The 20,478-nt window shown below is 59.8% G+C and carries 12 protein-coding genes; 7 read left to right on the forward strand and 5 right to left on the reverse strand.

The annotated features are described in order from the left end of the window. Positions 1–95 precede the first annotated feature (95 nt). Positions 96–1,109, forward strand: a complete 1,014-nt coding sequence (locus tag J2Y41_RS17845) for a ParA family protein (RefSeq protein WP_396133561.1) — start codon at positions 96–98, stop codon at positions 1,107–1,109. A gap of 67 nt (positions 1,110–1,176) precedes the next feature. Further along, complete coding sequence (locus tag J2Y41_RS17850) at positions 1,177–2,418, forward strand: ParB/RepB/Spo0J family partition protein (protein ID WP_309930421.1); 1,242 nt, start codon at positions 1,177–1,179, stop codon at positions 2,416–2,418. A gap of 5,852 nt (positions 2,419–8,270) precedes the next feature. Here J2Y41_RS17850 and trxA read toward each other — a convergent pair. From trxA to J2Y41_RS17875, 5 genes are all read right to left on the reverse strand, one after another. Beyond that, positions 8,271–8,597: a thioredoxin gene (trxA, locus tag J2Y41_RS17855; protein WP_216924410.1), complete on the reverse strand. Its 327-nt coding sequence runs from the start codon at positions 8,595–8,597 to the stop codon at positions 8,271–8,273. Between the two features lie 37 nt (positions 8,598–8,634). Continuing rightward, positions 8,635–9,591 (reverse strand): thioredoxin-disulfide reductase, encoded by a 957-nt coding sequence (gene trxB / locus J2Y41_RS17860; RefSeq protein WP_224165925.1) that lies wholly within the window; start codon positions 9,589–9,591, stop codon positions 8,635–8,637. Positions 9,592–9,880: 289 nt separating this feature from the next. Continuing rightward, positions 9,881–11,626, reverse strand: a complete 1,746-nt coding sequence (locus J2Y41_RS17865) for an ABC transporter substrate-binding protein (protein ID WP_309930424.1) — start codon at positions 11,624–11,626, stop codon at positions 9,881–9,883. Positions 11,627–11,766: 140 nt separating this feature from the next. Next, complete coding sequence (murJ, locus tag J2Y41_RS17870; protein WP_309930426.1) at positions 11,767–13,830, reverse strand: murein biosynthesis integral membrane protein MurJ; 2,064 nt, start codon at positions 13,828–13,830, stop codon at positions 11,767–11,769. Positions 13,831–13,856: 26 nt separating this feature from the next. Next, a complete protein-coding gene (locus tag J2Y41_RS17875; protein ID WP_216924651.1) occupies positions 13,857–14,360 on the reverse strand; it encodes an NUDIX hydrolase in 504 nt (167 codons plus the stop codon). 196 nt (positions 14,361–14,556) lie between these two features. Between J2Y41_RS17875 and J2Y41_RS17880 the strand changes: the two genes are divergently transcribed. From J2Y41_RS17880 to J2Y41_RS17900, 5 genes are all read left to right on the forward strand, one after another. Continuing rightward, the gene (locus J2Y41_RS17880; protein ID WP_309930428.1) at positions 14,557–16,038 is read left to right on the forward strand and encodes a CCA tRNA nucleotidyltransferase; all 1,482 of its coding nucleotides are present in this window, start codon (positions 14,557–14,559) and stop codon (positions 16,036–16,038) included. Further along, positions 16,035–16,616: a histidine phosphatase family protein gene (locus tag J2Y41_RS17885; protein WP_216924419.1), complete on the forward strand. Its 582-nt coding sequence runs from the start codon at positions 16,035–16,037 to the stop codon at positions 16,614–16,616. Before J2Y41_RS17880 ends, J2Y41_RS17885 begins: the two co-directional genes overlap by 4 nt. A gap of 611 nt (positions 16,617–17,227) precedes the next feature. Continuing rightward, a complete protein-coding gene (locus J2Y41_RS17890) occupies positions 17,228–17,368 on the forward strand; it encodes a hypothetical protein (RefSeq protein WP_223935169.1) in 141 nt (46 codons plus the stop codon). A gap of 155 nt (positions 17,369–17,523) precedes the next feature. After that, positions 17,524–19,035: a glycosyltransferase 87 family protein gene (locus tag J2Y41_RS17895; protein ID WP_309930433.1), complete on the forward strand. Its 1,512-nt coding sequence runs from the start codon at positions 17,524–17,526 to the stop codon at positions 19,033–19,035. Then, positions 19,028–20,476 (forward strand): NAD(P)/FAD-dependent oxidoreductase, encoded by a 1,449-nt coding sequence (locus tag J2Y41_RS17900; protein ID WP_309930435.1) that lies wholly within the window; start codon positions 19,028–19,030, stop codon positions 20,474–20,476. The genes J2Y41_RS17895 and J2Y41_RS17900 overlap by 8 nt, the downstream gene beginning before the upstream one ends. Positions 20,477–20,478: the final 2 nt, after the last annotated feature.

Below are 20,478 nucleotides of genomic sequence, written 5' to 3' on the forward strand. Positions count from 1 at the left end.
CAGTTAGGCTAGAGAACGGCAGCAAGCGCCGAATGAGAGTGAGAGTGTGACCAGTGGGCAGTAGCGAAACCTCCACGCAACGGATCCCCCCCTTTATGTCCTTGGGGTCCGCGCGGGCCATGGCCACACCTTCGGCATCACTTCAATCCGCCATTGTGCGAACGAATTCAGTTGATAATGCTGCAGTTTCACGTGAAACGCTGACGGATGAGGTTCACAACGTGATGGACTCCATCGATGATTCGAGCCCTATAGCTCGCCAACTGGCCAACGAGACGCGCCGGCGCGAGCGGCTGATTGGACGCGAACTCCCTAAACCTGATCGGACCCGGATTTTCACGGTCTCCAATCAGAAGGGTGGCGTTGGCAAGACGACCACCACCGTCAACATTGCCGCTGCACTGGCGTCTGCAGGACTCAACGTTCTGGTCATTGACATTGATCCCCAGGGAAATGCATCTACAGCCTTGGGCATTGAGCATCACGCAGATGTCGACAGCATCTACGACGTCCTGATCAACGACCTCCCGCTGAAAGATGTAGTGGCTCCTTGCCCTGACATTCCCAACCTCATCTGCGCCCCGGCGACGATCCACCTGGCAGGCGCGGAAATCGAGTTGGTTTCATTGGTGGCCCGCGAACAGAGGCTTCGCCGCGCCATAGATGTCTACTCCAAAGAGCGCGAGAAAAACGGTGAGGGACGTTTGGACTTCATCTTTATCGACTGCCCTCCGAGCCTGGGTCTGTTGACTGTCAATGCGTTCTGCGCCGCCAGCGAAGTCCTGATTCCCATCCAGTGCGAGTACTACGCCTTGGAGGGCTTGAGCCAGCTCCTGAAGAACATCGAGATGATCCAGAAGCACCTCAATGCTGACCTGGTGGTTTCGACGATTCTCCTGACCATGTACGACGGCCGAACCAACCTCGCGGCACAGGTTGCGTCCGAGGTCCGCCAACACTTCCCTCAACAGGTCCTGAGCGCTGTGGTTCCCCGCTCGGTACGCATCTCTGAAGCGCCGAGCTACCAGCAGACTGTCATGACCTATGATCCTTCATCGAGCGGCGCGCTGTCCTACATGGAAGCCGCTGCCGAAATCGCTGAACGCTAGAATTCTTGAAACACTGCAACAGCCTGGGCGGGTCCGCACCCGGCTATTCCATCGGAGGGATGAATCAATGAGCGAAAAGCGAAGGGGCCTCGGCAGGGGTCTTGGGGCTCTCATTCCTAGCTCACCCGCGGGTGCCCAGGGAAACGGCGCTGCGCCTTCACGCCCAGTGGACCTCTTCTTTCCGGAAGCCCGTAAGACAGCGGAGCCTCTGGAACCGCTCGAAGGTACAGCTCCTGCACCTGCTCCGGCGGCCGAATCCGCGACGCCGAGTCGAGCAGATGGTTCACGTGCCGGCGCTGTGAAGGAAACATCGAAGTCTGCGGCCGAGGCACCTGCTGCAAGCAAGTCAAGCGAAGCCAAGGCCCCGGCGTCCAAGCCATCGGCTAAGCGCCCTTCATCTACCTCGGTGAAGACCTCAGGCGCAGGGACGAGTTCGACGCCGTCTTCGACTCCTGCTGCAGCTGCTCCGCCTGAGGTGGAGTTGGTTGAGGTTCCGGGAGCGAGATTCGCTGAGATACCGGTGACGGACATTCATCCGAACCGCAAGCAGCCTCGATCTGTCTTCGATGAAGACGACATGGCCGAATTGGTGCACTCCGTCAAGGAAATCGGAGTCCTCCAGCCAATTGTTGTACGTACTTCAACCGAAAAGGGTGGAGAACCGTACGAACTGGTCATGGGTGAGCGCCGCTGGCGTGCCGTGCAAGCCGCGGGCCTGGAAACAATCCCGGCCATCGTACGTGACACCACTGACGATGATCTCCTTAGGGACGCGTTGCTGGAGAACCTGCACCGCAGCCAGCTGAACCCCTTGGAAGAGGCAGCCGCATACCAGCAGCTCTTGGAAGACTTCGGAACTACACATGAGCAGTTGGCCGATCGTATTGGTCGGTCCCGTCCTCAGGTATCCAATACACTGCGTCTTTTGAAGCTTCCGCCGTTGGTGCAGCGCCGTGTGGCAGCAAGCGTCTTGTCAGCAGGCCACGCCCGTGCTCTCTTGGCGTTGCCGGATGCGGCCGCCATGGAGCGCCTTGCACAGAAGATTGTTGCTGAAGGTATGTCCGTCCGTGCCACTGAAGAAGCCGTAGCTTTGTATCAGGACCCAGCCGCGCCGGCCAAGAGTGCTATTCCCAAGCCCAATGCCCGGCATGAGCGACTGGACTACCTGGCTTCCTCGTTATCCGACCGCTTGGATACGAACGTGAAGATTACCCTTGGTGCTCGCAAGGGCCGCGTCAGCATTGAATTTGCCAGCGTGGAGGATCTCAACCGAATCATGGATGTTTTGGGACCAGGATCTGACGACTAGTTCTCCCGACCAACTAAATGGGGTTTGCCTTGGGGTAGACCCCATTTTTGTGTTCTAAGGCGTCCTTTTTTTGTTTTCCAGGACAGGCGGTGTGGGCCTTCTGGGGTCGTGCCACTTGCTTCTTGTGGAGTTTCACGCGAAACATTGGGCTGGGGGTTCCAAGACGGCTTGGGATGTGCCTGTTGCGGGTGAAAGCAGCGGCTGTGTTGCGCCCAGCAGGTCTCTCTCTTCTATACTTCGGGATACGCGTTTGAATACTTGGACGGTCTTTCGCTCGCAGCAGCTCCAGAGGAGTTCGCTATTGGCCTTTCTTCAGGCTATGTCGCTCTAGCGCTGCCTGAAGCTGCGGCTTCGGGCACGGATTCGTGTTATTGGGGGCTCGATCCTGGAGCGCGCTCTGATGCCAGTGTGCGGCGGTTCTGGGGCCCTGCGTAGTGCTCTTGAAGAAGACCACTCGCGCCTTGAAGCAGTGGGCGCGCACTTTAGGATTCGAAGTTTCACGTGAAACGCGCCAGTCGGGAAGCATTAGAATGCGCGGGCTCTTTTGCCTTTCGTTCTACTCTCGCTCTTGGCCTAGAAGGCGCAGATTTCTCGTTCTGAACTCAGGTAAGCCGCGCTGGAATCAAAGAGATGTAAACCAAACGGAAAGCCCACCATCTACGGTGTCCCGGGGCACCATCTACGTGTCCCGGTGGCCCAGTGCCGCGTTGTTCGGTTGTTCAGTGGTGTGTGCCTTGGCGTTGCCTCACAATTGCTGCGACCCCTTCGCTGCCCTTGCACAACGGCCTACATTAGAGTTCCCTTAGGTGTCGTGCGGCCCTGCCGCGCCGAATGGCAAACACTTCTCTGGAGTGCTTCCGTCAAACACTGCTTTGGCCGAGTCGAGCGCCCCGGACAAATCAATTCCTTCGATCATGCGATTTCCGCGGCGTTTTTGTTTCGTTGAGGCGCGCGCGTTGGAAGCATCATGGACCGCTGGCCTTGTTTCACGTGAAACCGTGCCGCGCCCCTGGAGCTCGTTGGATGGACGATCCTCGTGGAGGTAGTGAATACGCTATTCTCCTTTAGCAGAAACCGACAATGCGGAGACGAATCGAAAGGCTTGGCATCTGATCGTCGAGGAGATGAAGACTGCTACGTGTTTCACGTGAAACACCTATTTCTCTGGGGTCTGACGGCGTTAATTACAGCGGCCAAACGAAGGCGTTGCCACCGAGCGATTGGATCGAATTACACAGATGTTATTCGGAAACACCTCCGGTCCTATCAGCGATCGGATGGAGGCTTCATCTACGACTTCCAACGTCTGGGAGCACCGTTATCAGCGAGCTCCTGGCACAGAAGATGTGCTTGCCCTTTGTGGAGGATTCTTCTGAGAGATAACTACCCCTTTTGGTGATCTATAGTTCAATGGGCAGACGGGCCATCCAATAGGTCCATGCCCCCACGGTTCCCGTGCGTTCTTGTAGCGGAAACGGAGCAATGGTTTAAGACCAAACGGCCTAGCGGCGGCGTAGCGATCGGATCCTGCCTTGACCTTCTGTCTATGCCAACGACGGGTGCAGTATCGCTGCACAAATTCCCAAGGGAACGCACTGGCTGGCCAGGAGTTGGGGACTTCCGTTTTCGCGTTAGTTTAGGATCTTCTTCTGCCGTTGGACTTGCCGCCCAAATCTGAACTCATCTTTCGCCCACTGGGGGCCGTGTCCCGGAGGCACTGCCCGCTCTATATGGGCTGTGTACTGACTATACCGATGGATCGGCGAGACCCCGACATAGAACAGCAGAACGTACCTTGTTCCATATGGCTGGGACGACAATTGAGGCCGGGAGAGGTTCAGCGCCCTGCCACGAAGAGGTGTTCCAAGTTCGGTGGCCCTCTGGTCGACATCGTTCTTCCTTGATTGGTGAGTGAGATGGCACGGCGCCTCTCACGGCCGAAGCAGCGGTCCCGGGGCGCCCATGTCCATCCTCGACAGCAGGAATGCCTATGCGGACGATGGGGTGTGTCGCATGGTGCGCTTCCCTGCCGTGCCGGCTTCGGCTGTCGAACGTCTAAACATTCCCCGCTCTGCCTGAGAAGCGCTGAGCCTTTTGGTGCCGGTTGGAGTGTTCCCTGGCATCGGCACTGGGCCGCCTGGGTGTGTGTTGGCGCATGGCGGAACCTAGCGTTGGAGTCTTTGATTGTCGTCACGGGTTGATAGATCTGATGTTGTACGTTTGACCGCATGGAGTCGTGCTGTTTGTCGCGTCAGCCACACTTCGAGCTGTGCTGGTCCGGTGCCACTACGTCTCTGACGCCAGCTTCAACGAACAAGGCCGGACCGTCATTTAGGCGCGCCGGCGAGATTCTCTTGTTTCACGTGAAACGTATTCCAAGGTGGCTCATGATCATTCGAAGGCTGGAGGAGGCAGGAAGGGGCATGTGTATCGGCGGATTTAGGCAGTGGATAAGCCTGTGGATAACTTTGGGGATAACCCTGTCGCTGGTTCGGGATTCCCTGGCTCCAATCACCAGCAACTTGCTTCCGAGCACCCGCCGCGGTGGCGCGACTCTTTCCGCACCAAGTGCAGAATGTTCCACGTGAAACGATCCCCTACGGGGCCGCGTGTATTTCATGTCACATGATCACAAAACCCTTTGATTTGCGGGAATTTGATGCACCGTGGTGCAGTCAAATGGACCGGCAACATCAAAGCTTTCAAACTCGCAGGAGGGGAAGGAAGTGACGGACCGCGGGGAGCTGTACCGGGAGCTCGGCAAATGACATTTGGATCGCCTGGTGGCCAGTGGAAAACCCTGTGGATAACGTTGTGAACAACTTGGTCGTTTGTCCTCTGCTACCTCGCTAGTGTCTTGACCTGACATGGTGCTCGGGGAACCTCCTGTTGATTGGAAGGCATCCTGAGTCGATCTACGAGACGCTCCCACGCGGGCCTGTGGAGGCCGATGGGGTGCCAAACGAATCGCGTCACTCTTCAGACGGGATAGTCGGCACCATTCGAGGGGCGCGGTCTACGGGGCGTGATGCTGTAGAGCGTTCAGATCCAGACATCGTGTCGAAGCAGGGGCGCCTTTGATCCGATGTCTGCCTACAGGGAGCCACAAAAGAATTGGCGTAGCGCGCTGGCTTGGCGGGCATGCTGATCTGCCGCGGCTGGGCCAGGGAACTCCAGGTCGGGGCATGCAGGCTGCTACCCAGCCGCGCTAGTGGTTGAGACAAGAAGGGCTCGATCGACGATCTTGTGAGTTGGCGATACTGGACGGAAGATCAGGAGCACGGATGGAAGGTAGGAAGGGAAGAACTGCTTGCTGCTGTCCTCCGGATTAGGACTGCTGGCGTCCCAGGCGGTCTTCTGCATCTGCAGCTTCTTAGGCGGTCGACGTATGAGTCTTAGTTCCGGCCAGTCTGCAGCAATACAGTCAGGTTCCTGACTAACTTCACTCGGATCCGCTCATGTTTCACGTGAAACAGCCCCTGCTCCACGTGGTTGTTGGTTGCCCCTAGATCAAATGGAAAGCTCGGTTCCGGAGAATGAATCTTCAGTGCCGCCGAGCACCCTTTTGGCGCCAGTGAAGTTGCTCCCTGATTTGGATAGTGGTTAAGGTCATCCGCCAGCAGCAAGACTCCATTAGAAGGGATCGTCTCGTGCCCATTTCCCAAGTTCTGTGGATGTGGAGTGGAAGCCGATGGCTGGATCGACCATCGGTAGTTGGCCTCCCCTAGGCTTCGAAAAGGAAGGGGGCGCTATAAGAAGCCCGTCAATCGCTAGGGTTGGAAACGGCCGGGGCTCCTGCTTGGCTGGGTGAGACGGTGTGGGCAGCGGTATTCATGGACGTATGTTCGTCTCGTGAAGGCGTCTTTCGCCGCTGTGTGCGTCTGTTTGAGTTACGGCGGTCCGCTCATCTGGGACACGTCCGTTCATATGTAGGGCCATATCTTGGGACTCGCTAGCGGTGAGAAATCGCCTAGGCTACAAAGGCGAGAGCGATGTGTGGTGGATGCAAATACCGTGACGTGATAGATGTCGGTGTTTCACGTGAAACAAATCTCCGGGGTCGGGAGAGTTTCTGGATCAATCAAAGTTGGACGGACCAGCCCATCCGCAGGTCGAAAGCGGCGTTGGCGGTGCAGCGCAGCGGGACTATATGTGGAATGACGGGAGTCCCGGGCATAGTTGGCAGCACGGGATCGAATGCCCATCGCGAACCCGGCCTCGACGAGGGTATTCACAGAGTGGACGCGGGTCTTGAGATATTTCGTGCCTGAGACCACAATTTGCCCTCAAATTCAGCGCGCAGTCCCCCGGGAGGGCAGGTATTGGAGGGCCCTCCGAGCACAGGCGAGGGCGTAGCGAGCCTCGGGGAGTCATTGTCCTCAGGAGTGGTTCACTTGTGGCTGGCCGAAGAGACTGGGCCATTCGTCCGCGAACGCCGCTTCTGGGACCGGCGGCCCGTTCGCAGACGCATGTCCGGTCTATGGGGGCTTTTCTGCGTGGGACGAGGGCAGCCTACTTGTTTTCGCTTGAGGATTGAGTAGACACACGAAGAACAGCACATACGATGTGTGTCTGAGGCTGGCGTCATATCCAACGAGCGCTTTTCCCGCTTTGATCCTGGACAACACCACCGCTCGCACACGAACTTTTGCACTGAGGTAATGCATCAGATTGGAGAGCAATTCTCTTACGCGGCACCAGGGCCGGCCGCTCATCAGGAAACGTAGATCGGAACCTCAGAGATTCGGCCATTCCGTCGGACTATTTGTGCTGCTGTGAAGAGACAGGCGTCATCTTACTACTGTGACAGATCCCCCTTTGGGCGATCTTTGCAGGTTCTGGATCCACCGGAACTATCAACTTTCATGAAGTTGCATGCCCATGTTTCACGTGAAACAAGACGGGGCAACCTTCACGATGATGATCCCAGTAGCGCCGCGCTCGGAGCCCCAGTCGCTGAGAGTAACGCAAGTGAGGCCGAAGGAATGCCGTTTCACGTGAAACATATCCGGAGGAGCGGCCAACAAAGGAAGAGGGCAGCGATGGAAAAGGTCGCCAGTTCGGGTCGAAGAAGCTTCCAAGAGCGTCTGCGGGCATGAAAATCGTTGCCCTGAAATCCCAACTTCACCGTGGTGGAAACACAACTCCTTCCGGACGGAGTGAATGATGGAATGAGTCATGGCGGAAGGAGCTGATAGAGCCCCAGGCGTCTGAGACTCGTGGGTGTTGCGTGACATGAGCGCAGGGTCCTCCAAGGCGTTGCGTTCAGAGTCGAGGCTGGGTGCTAGCGAATCCAGGACCGCTACGAAGAGTTGAAATTCAAATGATGCCGGTGATTCGTAAGGCTTTGTACGCGTGTCATTGGCATGCGTACAACGGAAAAGTGCCCGGACTAGTCGAAAATGTCCGAAATTCTGGCACCCCATCACGCAGCCCAAGCACGACTGATTGGTTGCATAAGCGGAATCCTTCCCGTCGGACTATGAATAATGCGAAGCTTTCCACCTGGAGTCGGAGCTGGCTTTGCCTCTTTGTTTACCCCGCGAGAAGCGGACTACCCGATCCATGACTCAGTAGGTCGGGATGTGAGAGAGGGATGCGCGGGGTGGGGTGGGGATGTGAGAGAGGGATGTGCAGGGTGGGGTGGGGATGTGCGAGAGGGGCCGTGTTTGCCTACCCGAGGTAAGGGGAACCCAAATCGTTGGCTTCAGCGGACGTTCAAGGGCTCTGAAGCAATCAAACGCCGAATAACAAACGCTATGGGATGCATTTGGCTTAAACACGAAAAACCGGCGACTCCCACTCCTTCAGGAGGGACAGCCGCCGGCCTTTTACTGACTAACTATGGGAACCTAGGACAAGACGTCCGCGAATTCCTTTTCGAAGAACTGCTTTGGCTTGGCGCCGATGACCGTGCTCTTCACTTCTCCCCCACTGAACAGGTAGACGGCGGGGATGGACGTGATGCCGTACTCGGCGGCGATGGCAGGGTTGTCGTCGACGTTGAGTTTCACGACGTCAACCTTCTCGCCGTATTCAACGGAGATCTCGTCGAGGATCGGGCCAAGCTTGCGGCAGGGTCCGCACCACTCTGCCCAGAAGTCCACGATGACCGGCTTCTCGGAAGCCAGGACGTCCGTGCTGAAGCTTGCGTCAGTTACGTCTTTAGCGTTGCTCATAACTTTTCCCTTCGTATGGTTGCTGGTCTGGTGAAGCTCAGGAATGCAGGTCTGCGAGGTAGTGCTCGACATCGAGGGCAGCCACACAACCGGAGCCCGAGGCCGTGATGGCCTGGCGGTATGTGGGATCGATGACGTCGCCTGCGGCGAACACACCCTTGATGTTGGTACGTGAAGTCCGGCCCTCTACAGCAATGGTTCCTTCGGGGGTCAGATCAACTTTGCCCTTCACAAGTTCCGTGCGGGGATCGTTGCCGATGGCCACGAAGACGCCGGTAACGTCGAGTTCGGACTCGGTACCGTCCACCAGGTTCTTGAGTTTGAGGCCTGTGACCTTGTCACCGCCGAGGACATCCTCTACAGCCGTGTTCCAAATGAAGTTGATCTTCTCGTGCGCCTGGGCACGATCGCCCATAATCTTGGAAGCCTTGAGGGTGTCGCGTCGGTGGACCACTGTAACGGACTTGGCGAACTTGGTAAGGAAGAGCGCTTCTTCCATGGCGGAGTCGCCGCCACCGATGACCGCAATGTCCTGATCCTTGAAGAAAAAACCGTCGCACGTTGCACACCAGCTAACGCCGTGCCCGGACAAGCGCTTTTCGTTCTCAAGTCCAAGCTCACGGTAGGCCGAACCGGTGGACAGGATAATGGCCTTCGCCTGGAAGGTCTCCCCCGTGCCAATGGTGACCGACTTGATGTCGCCGTCGAGATCCAATTCGGTGACATCCTCGAAGAGAATCTCGGTACCGAAGCGGGCCGCCTGCTTTTCGAAGTTTTCCATGAGATCGGGACCCATGATGCCTTCGGGGAAGCCTGGGTAGTTTTCAACGTCCGTAGTGTTCATCAATTCGCCACCTGCAGTGACGGAACCGGCAATGAGCAGAGGCTTCATGTTGGCGCGGGCGGTGTAAACGGCGGCTGTGTAACCGGCGGGGCCTGAACCTACGATGATGACGTCACGCACCTGCGATGCGCTGTTTTCTGCAATGCTCACGTGGCGTGAACCTCTTCCTTAGTCGATGCTGCGGCTTTCGGGGCAGCCACCTGACTCAACCCCTGCAACGGTCCAAATATTCCGTTGGATTTGGAGGGCCTAAAACCCACCATCATTCAGGGTACCGTCTGGAGGCTCGGCCAATCGAAGCGGGGACGCCGGATGACTGGTGGCCACATCAGTCACAAAGCACCGCGCACATGCGAAAGTAAGTAGCAGCTGATGCCCTTTTGAGCCCTCAAAAGGGCATCAGCTGCTACCTAGTTGGGTAAGCGGAGCGAAAACGGAACTACTGGACCGTGACTTCGGCCAAACGCAGACCAAATCCGAACTGGGTCTTGGGAGCAGCAAGTTTAGGCAGCGTCTTGATGACCACAATGACGTACTGGGTCTGCGTGGGCGCAGCCAGCGGCATTGTCAGTTCCGGGGACGTGAAGCTGTTGGTGCCCACGAGCTTGGCGCCATCCATGGCCGGGCGGTCATTGGTGTAGACGCTGATGCTTCCACCCGATCCGCCCAACTGGTTCAGCACCACTGACTTGACCTCTGTGGGCTCCTTGAGCTTCACGACCAAGGGCATCTCACCCGAGAGTCCACCCCAGTTGGCGGAAGCGAACTCCATGTCGGACCAGTAACTGGCCGGGTTCCCATCAAATGCTTTGGGAAGGTCTTTGTCGAACGATGCAGCGAACGGGAAATCGCCGAGGCGCGTAATGCCATCGATGGCCGGAGGCGTCGCGGGAGCAGCGGTCTCGCTTGGCGTCGGCTTTTCGGATTCGGTGCCTGCTGATGGCGATGACGCTGTTGTTTTATCCGAGGCCGCCGGAGCTCCGCTCGGCAGGAGGCTTCCCAGGTTGGTGACCGCCAGGACAAGGCCCACGATCAATACGGCAGCAAGCAGTCCGCCGACCAGCCAACGCATGGACCGCGGCTCGCGTTCCGGAGTTTCGTCCTCGTAGACTTCTTCATCTTCGTAATCTTCAGTGGCAGCGGCCGACGCCGGGAAGCTGGTAGGAGCGCGATCGTAACCAGGGCCGGAGCTTCCTCCAGCGGCTTGAGCTGCGCCACCGGCAGCGAGGCCGTAGTCCTCTTCAGACCAGAGGGAAACCTTTGGTTCCCCGGCAGGTTCGCGAGTCGGTGCGGGCTGCGGTTTCACAGGTTGTGAAGCCACGGGCTGCGAAGTGACGGCTTGCGTAGGCGGCTGAACCGGGGCAACGGGCGTGGTAGCAGGCGAAGCTCCGGACGACGGCGACTGTACAGCCTGCGTCCGAGGCTGGGTCCCCGTAGTAGAACCGGCACCCGAAGCACCGGCAGCTCCGGCACCGGAAGCCCCGGCACCAGAAGCCCCCGCACCGGCAGCGCCATTAGCGGCAGCCCCGGCGTCGTGGTTCTTGGACCCGGCGTTCTTCAGCGCGGCAGCGGCAGCAACGCCCGCTGCACCGGCGCCAGCCGCAGCAGCAGCGAGCTTTCCGGCGAGACCACCCTTGGCCGATGACGGGCTGGAGGAGGGCATAGGCGGCAGGTTGCTGGCCTGCGTGGCTGGCGCCTCGTGGGCAGCATCCGATTCGGATTGGATCGGGTAGCCGTTTTCGTCGTACTGGATGTACTCGGCTTCGTGCTCATCGTCTTCGTAGAGGCCGTCATAGGTTTCGGGCTCGTAGGTACGCGGCTGGCCGAAGATCTCGCTGCCGAGGGTTTCCGTAAAGAACGGTTCCACGTACGGCGGGTGGGTTGCGACTACCAGGTCCAGGAGGTCCGGCGCAGTGCTGTGGTTGGTAATCAGGTACGTAGTGTTGTCGCTGACTCCGAGGTCCAGGATCTGGACATGGCCAGGGCGCTCTCCCGTGGCGACTTCGCGGGCGCTCTGTGCTACCTGCTCGGCATTTCCGGGACCGGCAACGAGGATGCTGACGGGGCGATTGAGGACCTGGTCCACGCCGTCGAGCACCAGATCTTGGTCATGCGAGGTCAATACGGTGGCCGTGACCTTATAGCGGCCGCCAAGCACTGATCCGACGTCGATCGGGTGGGACACGTGTTCCTCCTAGGCTGTCCGGGAGCTGCGGGTCCTGCACGCGGTCCGCCCGGCGAGCCGGTTGTACCGCTTTTGCAACTACCTGTATTCATTTCTAGCCTAGCCGATTGGCGCCCGCCGCCCATGTTGGCGGCACCGGTTCACTTCTTCCGCTTCTGCCTGGTGTGCTGTCCAGCGTCCCCGTTGGCGGGAAAGTAGGGATTGTGGCCGGAGTCGCCCTGGTAGGTTCGCCTGCCTGGCAACGGGACCTGCGGGTGGAACCGTCCTCCCTTGGCCGTGCTCGGTACGTCCTCATCCGGCAGGTAGTTCGTGTGCGGTTCTTCAGAGCTGGAGGTGTCGGAATAGTCTGAAGTTTTGGCTGGAGCCTCGGCGGCGGGCTCCGGTTCGAGTGCCGGGCCGGCCCTGAAGGACGCAGCATCGAACTCGCCCGAGATACGCGGAATCAAACCGGTGTCATCCGAGACCGTGGCGCGTGCCGCCGTCGTGGGTTCAGCAGCGGCCCCCGCAACCGCAGGTACGCCGCGGCCAAAGCGGCCCATCAGCGGACGCATCAGATCACGCAACTCGGTGACATGGAAGAGGCGAAGCAGGAGCAGATAGGCCACCAGCATCACGGGCCCGACGACGACCACGGTCACCAAGGCCGCCGGCCGGCTGCTCCAGGCGAAACCGTCGGCACGGTAGCTGCCCAGGAGCCAGAGCGCCACAGCACCGGCAATCGCCGAGCCGAGGCCCGCATAGCCCATGCGGATGTACGAGTTGGCGATGCGCGGGCCGTCCAGATGTCCCAGCATCCTGCGGAGGAACCACACGCTGATGACCACGGAAAGTATGTTGCCCAAGGTATAGAGGACGGCGATCGCGTAGATGATCTGGCCTACGGGAAGGAACTGGATGAAGAAGGCGCCCACCACATAAACGACGGCGAGCAACAGCTGCACATAAAGGGGTGTGCGGGCGTCCTCGTTGGCGTAAAAGACACGCGACATCATGAAGTTTGCGCTCATGAACGGCGTGCTCAAAGCAAGGATGGTCAGCGTCTGGGCGAGCATGACGCCGTCCTGCGGCTTTCCACCGGAGAAGAACATGCCCAGAGGGCCAGCCAGCGCGAACAGCGCCAATGCTCCAAAAACTGTTGCGACGGCCATGGTTCGCAGTCCGTGCGAGAGCGCGTCGCGCAGCTCGGCCTTGTTGCCATCCTGGGACGCCCGCGTCATGCGGTTAAAGAGGACAGTGGCCAGGGACAGGGCGATGATCGAATGCGGCAGCAGGTAGAGCTGGCTCGCAACTTCAAGGACCGCGTTTCCCGGGAGAGTGGAGGCCGCTGTGGTCTGGCCTGAATTGTCCAGCCGGAGCCGTTCGGCACCGGGAATCGTGGCAATTTTCATGACGTACAGGAACGCCAACTGCCCGACGGCGGCAGTCAGAAGCGTCCACACGCTCAACTTTGCGGCCTGGCCAAGTCCAACCCCGCGCCATCCGAAACGGGGCCGCAGGCCCAGTTTCAGCCTCATGACGGGAATCAGCAGGATGGCCGTTTGCGCGATTACGCCGAACGTTGAGAATCCGGCAATCAGGAACGTCTGGGTGGGCCCCCAATTATCCAGTGTGTGGGGGTTGGTGTAGTTGGCACCCAGGATCCAGATGAACATGCCCAAGCCGGCGATGGCCACCACATTGTTCAGAATGGGAGCCCACATAGCGGGACCAAAGGCGCCGTGCGCGTTCAGGACCTGTGTGAGAAGCGCGTACAGGCCGTAGAAGAAGATCTGTGGAAGGCACCAGAACGCGAATGTGACCGCCAGGGCCTTCTGCTGGTCCGAGTAGCCCTGGGTGGTGAGGTCGATAACGATGGGCGCGGCGAGGGTCACGAGGGCCGTCAGCGCCAGCAGCACCAACACAGCGAGGGTCAGGAGCCGGCTGATGTAATCGGCGCCGCTGTCCGCACCTTTGCTGGCCTTGATGATCTGCGGGACCAGGACAGCGTTGAACACGCCGCCAGCCACCAACAGGAAGATCAGGTTTGGAAGGTTGTTCGCGTTAATGAACGTGTCATTGATCGTTGAACCCAGGCCGAGTGCAGCGCCGAGCATCCACGTTTTGGCGAAGCCAAGGAACCGGGAAACCAGCGTTCCTGCCGCCATGATGGCGCTGGAACGTGCTTCTCCGGATTGAACGGACTGGGTGGTTTTGGCTTCAGACATCGCCTTTATCGTCCCACGTAGCCGGGTCAGAGGTGTTCCGGCAGCACTTCCCGTGCCAGGTCAGCGATGCGGCGTTCGTTCGGGAAGGACAGTTTGCGCGCCAATTCCTGGATCGGCACCCACGCGGCGTCCACGGCCTCCTGGTCCGGGTCATTCTCGATGGTGAGCTCGCCGCCTGTGGCCCGGAGCAGGAAATGGTGGACGGTTTTGTGGACCCGGTGGCCGCTCACCGTGAACCAGTAGTCAATACTTCCTAGGGGCGCAAGGATGTTGCCCTCGATGCCGGTTTCCTCGGCGATCTCGCGGACAGCAGCTTCCTCGTTGTTCTCCCGGCCTTCCGGATGGCCCTTGGGCAGGCACCATTCAAGCCGGCCACCCCTATTAAGGCGGGCGATAATCGCAACCCGGAGTTCGCCGTCGGACGTGTCTACTACGACACCGCCAGCCGAGACTTCCTCCACAGTGGGAAGCGAGGCCTGGACCGGGTGCTGCGGGGCAGGCGCGACGTGGGCGCCGATTGCCGACGGCAACGGTGCGTTCGTCCTCCTGCCAGGAGCGCTCGGGATCGGATTGGCCATGAAGTCCACTCTAACGACTCTTGCCCTCGAGTGATGACCGGGACATGGCCACAAGATGGACGGCAGGAGACACGCGTTACGGGTCCGCTGGTTTTCGGATGCAACTGTGGCCCAATGCTGCACAAAAATCTGCCAAGCTTAAGGAACTATGGCGCACGTATTGGACAGCTCTTCAGTTAACTTCACCATCGATCCGGTGGTGCTCGACCTCGGGCAGCGCTTTGTCGACGCCGGCTTCGAGCTGTCCTTGGTTGGTGGACCTGTGCGCGACCTTTTCCTGGGGCGGACGTCCCCGGACCTGGACTTCACCACGGATGCGACGCCCGACCAGACGATCTCCGTCATCAAGAAGTGGGCGGACAACTTCTGGGAAATCGGACGGGCCTTTGGCACGATCGGGATGAAGAAGAACGGCTTCCAGATCGAAGTCACCACGTACCGCGCCGAGGCGTACGATCCTGACTCCCGCAAGCCCGTGGTCGCCTTTGGCAACTCCTTGACGGAGGACTTGCTGCGCCGCGACTTCACCATCAACGCCATGGCCTTGCGCCTGCCGAGCCTGGAGCTAGTAGACCCTTTCGGTGGCGTCCGGGACCTCCACGCCTCCGAACTCGCCACTCCCGGCGCGCCTGAGGCGTCCTTCTCCGATGACCCGCTGCGCATGATGCGGGCGGCCCGTTTCGCGTCCCAGCTCGGCGTGTCGGTTCACGACGACGTCCGGCTAGCCATGTCCCAGATGGCCGATCGCATCAAGATCATTTCCGCCGAGCGCGTCCGCGATGAACTGGTCAAGCTGATTAACGGCGCGCACCCGCGCGTGGGCATCGACCTCCTGGTGGATACCGGGCTGGCTGAGTTTGTACTCCCCGAGGTATCCGCGCTCCGCCTGGAAGCCGATGAACACCACCGCCACAAGGACGTTTACCAGCACTCCCTGCAGGTACTCGAACAGGCCGCGGCGCTGGAAACCGGTGCGGACGGTCCCGTACCGGGCCCGGACTTTGTGCTTCGGTTCGCCGCGTTGATGCACGACGTCGGCAAGCCGGCTACGCGCCGGTTCGAACCGGGCGGCGCGGTGAGCTTCAGGCATCACGACGTTGTGGGTGCCAAGCTGACGGCCAAGCGAATGAAGGCCTTGCGTTTCGACAACGAGTCGATCAAAGCCGTGTCCCGGCTGGTCGAACTGCACATGCGGTTCTATGGCTATGGAGACGCCGGCTGGACGGATTCCGCCGTACGCCGGTACGTGACCGACGCCGGTCCGCTGCTGGAACGCCTGCACCGGCTCACACGATCCGACGTCACCACGCGTAACCAGCGCAAGGCCGACCGCTTGTCCTTCGCCTACGATGACCTTGAGCATCGAATCTCTGCGCTCCTGGAGCAGGAATCGCTGGCGGCTGTCCGGCCTGACCTCGATGGAGCGCAGATCATGGCGCTCCTGGGGCTCAAGCCGGGTCCTGTCGTCGGCAGGGCCTACAAGTTCCTCCTGGAAGAACGGATGGAACACGGACCGCTGTCCCCCGAGGAAGCCGAGAAGAAGCTCCTGGCGTGGTGGGAAGCGCAACCCGAGTCCGCCGTCGTCGAACCTTCAACCGAAACCGCCGCAGAAACCAAGGAGTCCTCATGAACGCCGCGATCTCCCCGCGTCCGCAACTTTGGATCCTCCGCCACGGTGAGACGGAATGGTCCAAGAGCGGTCAGTACACAGGATTGACCGACCTTCCCTTGACGGTCGAGGGTGAGCAGCAGGCTGTCGAAGCGCGCAAAGTCCTTGAGGGCATCGACTTCGATCTCGTTCTGACCTCCCCACTGCGTCGCGCCCGCCGCACGGCTGAACTTGCAGGCTTTCCCGATGCTGTCCACGAACCGCTGGCTGTGGAATGGAACTACGGAGACTACGAGGGCGTCAGCTCCGACCTCATCCGCAAGGACAATCCGGACTACCTCATCTGGACGGACGGCGTGCCCAACGGCGAAACGCTGGACGAAGTGGCCGCCCGCGCCGACAAGATCATTGGACGTGTCCTGGAATCGGGCATGGACAATGTCCTGGTAGTGGCACACGGGCATTTCTCCCGCATTCTCACGGCGCGGTGGCTGGAAATGGACGCCAAGGAAGGTCGTCACTTCATTCTTGGAACTGCGAAAGTTTGCACGCTTGGATGGGATAAGCGGACGCCTGCGATTGTCCGTTGGGGTCTCTGAAACGCGAATTTAGAAAAACTTTGGCTAAATAGTGAATTGCACTGGCCAAGACTCCTATTCATGCGGTAGCTTATATCTTGTTCCCAGAGCGACCCGCCGGGAACAAGGCGCGCATTACCCCGGTTAGTCAGTCGGGACGTAATGCCACAGCGGAAAAGGAGGTTGGGAAAAATGATTACTTTGACTAGCGGATGGAACGTGACCGTCACTGCTACCCCGGCCTCCTGCGCTGATCGACGCCATTTTTCGAAGCATTTTTCGAACCACTGACCACTCCCTGAACCACCGGACCGGCTCCAACGCCGGCGGTCTTCATGGCCACCCCTCAAGGGTGGCATTCTGAGCGGTCAGTTGTAGGCGCAGACCCACGCAACAAGCCACGGGTGCGCAGTTTCCCCAAAGTTCGGAACCAGCTTCTTGTTGGGGACGACTGCAGGAAGCACACGCAATTGTGCACGGTCATTCGCTGCTCCCGCACAGGTCTGCTCTCTCCCCTTATTAACGTCGGGCTATTTGTGCGCTCTTTTATGCCTTGATTTCCCTGAATTCAATTGGCTCTATTTGTTGTGCCCAATTCCGGCAATTTTCTGCAATGAAAGGAGGTGAACCACATGCCAAAGCGCCCTAAGGACCTGCGCTTCTACAAGAGCAGCGATGCTCCCAAGGAACGCACGCTGTTCAACGACCAGTTGCTCAAGCAAGGCCGTGAAGACGTCTTCGTCGTTCTGCACCAGATGGGACTCATCCGTTGATGCCCTTCAGCCCTTCCGAAGGAGTTTCCGGTGCCGCACATGCATGCTGAACCGCAGGAAGCCCACGCGGCTACGCGTGGGCTTCCCCCTTTTAACCGGTCGGCCAGAGTTGCTCCAGTGGCGTTACCCAAGCTGCCTGACGGTAAGCTCGATTTATGCAGGAGACGAAGCCGCACCGGCAGCGAAAACGTGCCCGCTTTGTGGTTCCAAGCCGCAGCGACTCCCTGCTTCGTAACTTCACGGAGGTTGTAGGTGGGCCCTTGGGCCGCCACTCTGCTCCAGGACAGATCTCCCCCGCGCCGTTCACGGTTGAACGCGTCCTCGTTGTCCTCACAGTGATCACTGCCCTACTTGCCGTGCTCGCGAAGGACTATTGCCGCGTCAATGGCTGGGAGACGCCCACACAGTTTTACGCCACGTGCTACTCCGACTTCCCTGAGCTCTTCCGCAACCGTGGCCTGGGCGATGGCGTGTTCCCCTTCTTCACGCAGGGCAGCTTGTTTGAGTACCCGGTCCTCATGGGGATCATCGCAGGCTTGACCGCGCTGCTCGTACCGGGACAAGGGCCGGGCGCGGAACGCATTCTGGGCTACTTCGACGTCAACGCAATGCTGATTGTTGCCGTATGGATAATTACCGTCCTCCTGACCGCCCGGATGAACAAGCGTCGCCCCTGGGATGCCGCCATGGTGGCCCTGGCCCCCGGAATCGTGCTTGCGGGGTTCATCAACTGGGACATGTGGGCTGTGGCTCTGCTCGCGTTGGCCATGTACTTCTTCTCCCGCGACAAGTTGATCCTGGCGGGAATCTGCATCGGGCTGGGAACGGCCACCAAGCTGTACCCCGTCCTCATTCTCGGTGCCATTTTGGTGTTGGCGCTACGCACTGGTCGTCTTCGGACCTTCTGGATGACTGCCGCTGCAGCTGCCGGGGCATGGCTGGCCGTCAACCTGCCCATCGCCGCGATGAACCCATCAGGCTGGCGCTACTTCTTTGAATTCACCCAGGAACGGCCCGCCGGATACAGCTCGCCGTGGTTCGCGTTCAACCTCGTGGCCGATCGGCTTCATTGGACCCAACTTGACGCCGCCACTATCAACTCGCTTGCGCTGAACCTCTTTGTCATTGCGTGCGCATTGATCGGTGCACTGGCTTTGACGGCGCCCAGGCGCCCCCGCATCGCCCAGCTGGCCTTCCTGATTGTGGCGGCGTTCATCCTCACAAACAAGGTGTACTCCCCCCAGTTCGTCATCTGGCTCATTCCCCTCCTTGCCCTTGCGAGACCGCGCTGGCGGGACTTCCTGGTTTGGCAGGCGGCTGAAGGCCTGCACTGGGCTGCCATATGGATGTACCTGGGCATGGCCACCAGCGGTGGATCCGTGCAGCACAACATTGATATGTCCTACTACGTCCTGGCTGTGGCGCTGCACATGGTTGCAACGGCGTACCTGATGGCCAGGGTGGTGATGGATATCCTGGATCCATCGCAGGATCCCCTACGCGCTTTGGGCGAAGACGATCCCCATGGCGGGCCTTTCGAAGGCACCAGGGATTGGCTCAGGATTAACCTTCTTCATCCGTCCATGTCGGTTCTGCCCTGGCGTTCAATGGTTGAGCCTGCCGCACCCAAAGCACCCCAACAGTCGGAGGTGGGTAGCGATGGCTGATGTCGCCGTCGTTGGTTCTGGTCCCAATGGTCTGGCCGCGGCAGTGACCATGGCCCGCGCCGGGCTGGAGGTGCATCTGTACGAGGCCGCCGATGCCATCGGAGGCGGGACCCGGACAAGCGAGCTGATCGAACCGGGATATCTGTACGATGTATGCTCCGCGGTGCATCCAATGGCATTGGCGTCTCCTTTCTTCAAGGAATTCGACCTGTCTCAGCGCATTGAGCTGCGCGTGCCTGACGTCCAGCACGGCACGCCGTTGGACGTGGGAGGTGCCGCCCTCGCGTACCAGTCGCTGGAACGGACCACCATGGAGCTGGGGGCGGACGGCCCAGCGTATCGTCGCCTGATTGCGCCCCTCCTGTCACGCTTGAATGGCGTCGTGGACTTTACGTCGAACCAACTTCTCCGCGTGCCCAAGGATCCCCTTGCTGCTCTGTTGTTTGGTCTCGCGACCCTTGACCAAGGAACACCGTTCTGGGGCCGGCGCTTCCGTGAAGAAGCTGCTCCGGCTTTGTTGACCGGCGTAATGTCCCACGCGTTGGGTTCCCAGCCCGCGCTTAGTTCCACGGGTGCCGGACTCTTGCTCGCCGTCCTGGCCCACGCCGGCGGATGGGTGGTGCCTGTGGGCGGATCCGCGGCTATCGCAGGTGCAATGGCCGAGGACCTCATTGCCCACGGCGGCACCATCCACACCGGTGAGCGCGTGGATTCTTTCGACCAGGTCAGGCCGGCAAAAGCCATCCTCCTGGATGTTGCTCCTCCGACGCTCGCTCGTCTGGGTGGTGCTGAAATACCCGGCAACTATCGTCGGGCATTGGATGCATTCCGCTTCGGGAATGCAGCCTGCAAAGTCGACTACATCCTCTCCGAACCTGTTCCCTGGCTTGCCCCTGGCCTGAGGCGGGCGGGGACGGTTCACGTGGGCGGTTCGCGAATGGCCATGGCCGAATCCGAGAACCTCGTGGACATGGGCAAACACCCAACGGAGCCCTACGTGCTGGTTTCCCAGCCGTCCCTCGTGGACTCGTCGCGGGCACCGGCCGGGCGACACGTTCTGTGGACGTATTGCCATGTGCCGGCTGGCTCAGATGTGGACATGGCTGAGGCTGTCACTGCACGGATTGAGCGATACGCCCCAGGCTTCCGGGATGTGGTGGTTGCCTCGAAGACCACGACGGCGGCTGATCTGGCCGCGTACAACGAAAACTACGTGGGTGGCGACTTCAGCGCAGGTTTGTTGGATATGCGGGGTCTGGTGCAGAGGCCAGTAGTGTCCAATGTTCCGTGGCGTACACCGATGCCGGGCGTCTACTTGTGTTCTTCATCCACGCCGCCCGGGCCTGGTGTTACAGGGATGCCCGGGTACCATGCAGCGAAGCATGCCCTCAAGGACATATTCCAGATGCCGGTACCCGGGCTCGGCCTGACTCTCGGTTAGCT

The organism is Arthrobacter sp. 1088 (assembly GCF_031455315.1).
Lineage (GTDB): Bacteria > Actinomycetota > Actinomycetes > Actinomycetales > Micrococcaceae > Arthrobacter.

Bases quoted from the DNA above. Each gene is read 5' to 3' on its own strand.
- J2Y41_RS17845 (WP_396133561.1), top strand. From the start codon at position 96: ATGTCCTTGGGGTCCGCGCGGGCCATGGCCACACCTTCGGCATCACTT.
- J2Y41_RS17850 (WP_309930421.1), top strand. From the start codon at position 1,177: ATGAGCGAAAAGCGAAGGGGCCTCGGCAGGGGTCTTGGGGCTCTCATT.
- trxA (WP_216924410.1), bottom strand. From the start codon at position 8,597: ATGAGCAACGCTAAAGACGTAACTGACGCAAGCTTCAGCACGGACGTC.
- murJ (WP_309930426.1), bottom strand. From the start codon at position 13,830: ATGTCTGAAGCCAAAACCACCCAGTCCGTTCAATCCGGAGAAGCACGT.
- J2Y41_RS17880 (WP_309930428.1), top strand. From the start codon at position 14,557: ATGGCGCACGTATTGGACAGCTCTTCAGTTAACTTCACCATCGATCCG.
- J2Y41_RS17885 (WP_216924419.1), top strand. From the start codon at position 16,035: ATGAACGCCGCGATCTCCCCGCGTCCGCAACTTTGGATCCTCCGCCAC.
- J2Y41_RS17890 (WP_223935169.1), top strand. From the start codon at position 17,228: ATGCCAAAGCGCCCTAAGGACCTGCGCTTCTACAAGAGCAGCGATGCT.
- J2Y41_RS17895 (WP_309930433.1), top strand. From the start codon at position 17,524: ATGCAGGAGACGAAGCCGCACCGGCAGCGAAAACGTGCCCGCTTTGTG.
- J2Y41_RS17900 (WP_309930435.1), top strand. From the start codon at position 19,028: ATGGCTGATGTCGCCGTCGTTGGTTCTGGTCCCAATGGTCTGGCCGCG.